General features: G+C 35.3%; 5 protein-coding genes. 4 read left to right on the forward strand and 1 reads right to left on the reverse strand.

Annotated features, from left to right (window positions below):
- The 3 genes from KKG99_12555 to KKG99_12565 all read left to right on the forward strand — a co-directional run.
- The coding region (locus KKG99_12555; GenBank protein ID MBU1013828.1) for a hypothetical protein at positions 1 to 229 on the forward strand (229 nt) is incomplete at its 5' end.
- A gap of 34 nt (positions 230 to 263) precedes the next feature.
- The gene (locus KKG99_12560; protein ID MBU1013829.1) at positions 264 to 977 is read left to right on the forward strand and encodes a glycosyltransferase family 2 protein; all 714 of its coding nucleotides are present in this window, start codon (positions 264 to 266) and stop codon (positions 975 to 977) included.
- 158 nt (positions 978 to 1,135) lie between these two features.
- Entirely contained in the window at positions 1,136 to 2,440 is a 1,305-nt protein-coding gene (locus tag KKG99_12565) for a transposase (protein MBU1013830.1), read from the forward strand.
- Positions 2,441 to 2,707: 267 nt separating this feature from the next.
- On the opposite strand, the gene KKG99_12570 is transcribed toward KKG99_12565, so the two are convergent.
- Positions 2,708 to 3,424: a hypothetical protein gene (locus KKG99_12570; GenBank protein ID MBU1013831.1), complete on the reverse strand. Its 717-nt coding sequence runs from the start codon at positions 3,422 to 3,424 to the stop codon at positions 2,708 to 2,710.
- 922 nt (positions 3,425 to 4,346) lie between these two features.
- Between KKG99_12570 and KKG99_12575 the strand changes: the two genes are divergently transcribed.
- The coding region (locus KKG99_12575; protein ID MBU1013832.1) for a UbiD family decarboxylase at positions 4,347 to 4,645 on the forward strand (299 nt) is incomplete at its 3' end.

Here is a 4,645-nt window from a genome sequence, read left to right on the forward strand (position 1 = left end):
GCAATTTGAACAGGCAAAGCAGGTATTGCTGAAAGGAAGTTCTTTGGATATGGAAGGATTAAATATCCATTACGCTCTGGCTATAGCTTATAAAAACAGCGGAGAAGATATTCAGGCGGAAGGAGAATTCAGATATATAAAAGCGCATCTTAACTTTTGGCGGACTAAAGAGATAGATATGGTAAATAAACAACTTGTAGAACTTGAAAAAATAAAAAATGGAAAATAATATTCAAAAACGATCAAAAAAGGTAATTGTTGTTATGCCTGCATATAACGCGGAGCATACCCTTGAAGAAACATTAAAAGATATACCTGAAGGAAGCACAGATCAAATAATTTTAACAGATGACTGCAGCAAGGATAGAACAGTGGAAATTGCCAGGGGGTTAGGCATTACGGTTTTATGCCATACTGAAAATAGAGGATATGGAGCAAATCAGAAAACCTGTTATAACGAGGCTTTAAAAGCAGGTGCTGATATAGTGGTTATGATTCATCCGGATCATCAATATGACAGCCGTTTAATTCCTTTTGCCACAGGATTTTTATCCGTGGGAATATGTGATGTTATAATCGGTTCACGGATAAGAACACGGCGTGAAGCACTTGAAAGCGGGATGCCGCTGTATAAATACATATCCAATAGGTTCCTGACAATAATAGAGAATATGATTTTAGGCCAGAATCTTGGGGATTTTCATTCAGGATTTCGGGTATATACGAGAGAGGTTCTAATGAAGATCCCTTACACTGAGAATTCGAACGATTTTGTTTTTGATTCAGAATTCCTTGCCCAGGCTGTTTTTTACGGTTTTCGTATCGGAGATATTCCGATTCCCACACGTTATTTTGCTGAAGCCTCATCAATTACATTCACCAGAAGTTTAAAATACGGCATCCAAACCTTATATGTTATGGCAAAGTATATACTTCAAAAAACCGGATTAATGAAATTTAAGATTTTTAACGCTTGAGATTTCACAGCAATTCTCGGTGAAATAGAAAACATCGTATTTACAAGGGATTTTAAGGAAAACGGGATAAATTTTTCGTAAAGAGTATAAGATTTTATATTTTCTCTCCTAAGAAATTAATAAAGAGCCGAATAAGTAATAAAAACGGTGGAGGAGAGATGCATATAAAAAAGCACTTAAGTTTTTCAGGATTAAAGAAACAACTGGGAGTTCGGATATCACAAATAGAAGACTGGCGGGATAAGGGTAAAGCAGAGTATTCAATGCAAGATTTTTTCATGAGCGGATTTGCAATGATGTACTTTCAGGATCCGTCAATACTTCAATTCCAACAACGGTTGGAAGATGCGGCGCATCAAAATAATTTAAAGACAATATTTGGTGTGGAAAGGATACCGAAAGAGACGCAGATGCGTGATGTGATAGATGAAGTTTCATTCAGGTCGTTAGAACCTGTGTTTAGTGATTGGTTTCTGAGTTTGCAAAGAGGCAAACATTTAGAACAATACCAATATTTACCTGGTGAATATTTAGTATCGATAGACGCAACAGGTTATTTTGGTTCGGATAAGGTTAATTGTCCGGGATGCCTGTTCAAGGAAGAAAAGAAAGGAAGTACTCATTATTACCATTTAATAGAACAGGCGGTATTGATGCATCCCGGTTGTAAACAGGTGATACCGATATGCCCTGAACCTGTAATAAATACAGATGGGACAGATAAACAAGACTGTGAGATAAACGCGGGCAAACGATTAATAGAAAAGATACATAGTACACATCCGAAACTTAAATTAATAATAGTAGGAGACAGCCTGTATTCAAAACAACCATTTATAAAAAAAGTAGAAGAAAATAATATGAGATATATTTTAGTTGCGAAGCCGGATGATCATAAATGCCTCAAGGAATTTATTGAAGGCAGCAGAAAACTTGGAGAAGTATTGAGATATGAGGTTAAAGACTCAAAGGGACGCAAGCATGTATATGAGTGGGCGAATAAAGTTCCATTGAACGGGAATGGAAATAGCTGGGATGTGAATTATTTTGAATACTGGCTGGAAGACAAAGGGAAAGTTACGTATCATAACAGTTGGGTAACAGATATTGAAGTAAATGAGAAAAATGTTGAATGGCTGGTTAAAGGAGGCCGGTGCCGCTGGAAGATAGAAAATGAGACATTTAACACGCTAAAAAATCAAGGGTACCACATAGAACACAATTTCGGGCACGGTAAGAAAAATTTATCAATGAACTTTTTCTTGCTGAATTTACTCGCGTTTTTTATGCATCAGATATTTGAACTGACATGCCTGATATACCAGAGAGCAAGAGCTAAATTCGGCAGGCGTGATGAATACTGGAATCAATTGCGATGCACATTGAGGATATTGATTTTTAACAGTTGGGAAGAGTTATTATACAAGATTATCGATCCAAAAATCTCATATCCTTTGACATGAGAAGATTAACGGGCGGGAGGAACAAGATTCCCAAAAAGTCAGTCAGGTTGAGTAAGCTTACAATAAAGGTGTTTTTAAAATCGGGATTATAAAACTAAAGATGTTCAAAAAAACAAAAACGTCCGATTGAAATTAAAGAAAAACGTTAAGAAGATACTAAATGATATAAAATTTATCGGATTTGTTCGCTGTATGGGCTTCGCCGAGAATTGCTGGAGATTTCAGGTTTTTCTGTTAGCTAAAATTTAAAAGTGCACACTTTAAAGATTAAAAGTGCACACTCTTTAATTCAATACTTTTAATGTTTTGGATGTCAATTAATTTATTATTGCACCAGAATCTAACCTCAGATATGCCGTTGGACATAGGATAAATACGAAGGTTAACGGTTTCTCTGGGTATTGCGTCATTAACTTTAAGCTGCAAATTATTTATAGATATTTTTCTGTAAGCATCAATGGTTCTATCAATTCTCAAGCAGAAAATGTCTTTAACCGACTGAAAAGGCGGTTTAATTTTGAACTCTCTAAAGAGAGAAATATTATTTTTTAAAGCTCTTTGGAATCTAGAATAGGGAACCTCTTGGGTTGTAGAATGAACTTGACGATAGTTGTATCTGGAGAGTTCCTGGTTGAGAATGTTTTGGCCCTGTTTTATATCGATAACATTTTCTCTGACACAGGTTCTTATAAGCCGATCTTGAAGCCAGCCGTAAGGTCGTTCTATTTTGCCTTTAGCCTGTGGTGATAAGGCATGGGTGACTTTTATATTGCAATCTGAAAGGACTTTTTTCCATTGAGGATCAACATCATCGGTAAATTTGTAATGATTATTATGAACAGAATCTCTGTTCCGAACGAATCTGAAAATGGAATGGTTATCGACATAATATTGATAAGGACAGCCGTATTTTAAGATAACAGTTTGAGCAGCAACTATATGGGCCCATGAAGTTTCTTTTTTTAAAAGTACGGCATAGAACATGAATCGACTGTAATCATCAATAGATGTTATCAAATACCATTTTTCTTTAGCCATAGGGGCCCAAAGATGATGCGAAGAATCATGTTGAATTAATTCGCCGGTGTAATTGGTTAATACTTCACGGCTGTGCGCGGCCTTTTTAGGTTTGCCTAAGTAAAAACCATTTTCTTTAGCGCGATTAATAATAGTGGGTAAAGACACCTTTTGTTTGTATTTTGTTTTTAATCGGTCTTTGATATAACTATAGTTGTAGCGTTTCAATGGGACATCTTTGTTTTCAATAATTATTTTATCAATTGTTAGTTCCTTGATGATATTGTTTTCGATGGGTTGTGGTATTGAACGGGTCGGGTTTTTTCGGGAATATTGTATGGAAAAGCTATCAGGGTTTTCTCTGTAGTTTTTGATAAGAATAAAAAACCTTCTTTTTTTAATGTTAAGAATTCCCTGAATATATTTTCTTTCGATTTCTTTGTTTAAATAGCGTTCCATAAGTTCCTTTACTTGTTCGTCAGTGAAATTTTTGTGTAGTTGTGACATAATCTGAGGCCTCCTTATTTTTGACTATTGGCCTTAGATTATATTTGTAAAATCCAATTGTGGATAGTGCCACTCTAGGGATAACAAGAAAAAAATGTTATCCCCATCGCTTGGATAATTACTTCGGTATCCCAAACAACGGGATACCTTCGTAATTAACCACACTCTCCACAATATTATTATCAATATCTATAAATACTTTTTCTTGATTTTTCAGGTGTGCACTTTTAAATTTTAAATCCGTTAAAAAGTGTGCACTTTTAATTCTTAAATGACAGGCATTTATATAACATCTTGACAAAATTATAATAATGTGATAAACTAATCGACTGTTTAAAATGTATAATTTGAACGGTCGTTCAATTTATTAAGGGGAGGTAATATGTTTTCCGATATGCAGGAATTCATTAGTTTTCTGGAAAAAAGCGGGGAGCTTAAAAAGGTTAAAATTGAGGTTGACTCTGATCTTGAAATTACTGAGATCGCTGACCGTATAGTTAAAAAAGGCGGGCCGGCTGTACTATTTGAGAACGTTAAAGGGTCGAAATATCCTCTTTTAATAAATATGTTCGGGACCAAAAAGAGAATGTGCATGTCTCTGGGTGTGGAGAAAATAGAGGAAATAAGCGATAGGATCGAGAATTTGTTTCCTAAGGATATGCCCAAGAGCCTTTGGGATAA

The organism is Bacteroidota bacterium, assembly GCA_018816945.1.
In the GTDB taxonomy this organism is placed as follows: Bacteria; Bacteroidota; Bacteroidia; order Bacteroidales.

Bases quoted from the DNA above. Each gene is read 5' to 3' on its own strand.
- KKG99_12560 (MBU1013829.1), top strand. From the start codon at position 264: ATGCCTGCATATAACGCGGAGCATACCCTTGAAGAAACATTAAAAGAT.
- KKG99_12565 (MBU1013830.1), top strand. From the start codon at position 1,136: ATGCATATAAAAAAGCACTTAAGTTTTTCAGGATTAAAGAAACAACTG.
- KKG99_12570 (MBU1013831.1), bottom strand. From the start codon at position 3,424: ATGTTCTATGCCGTACTTTTAAAAAAAGAAACTTCATGGGCCCATATA.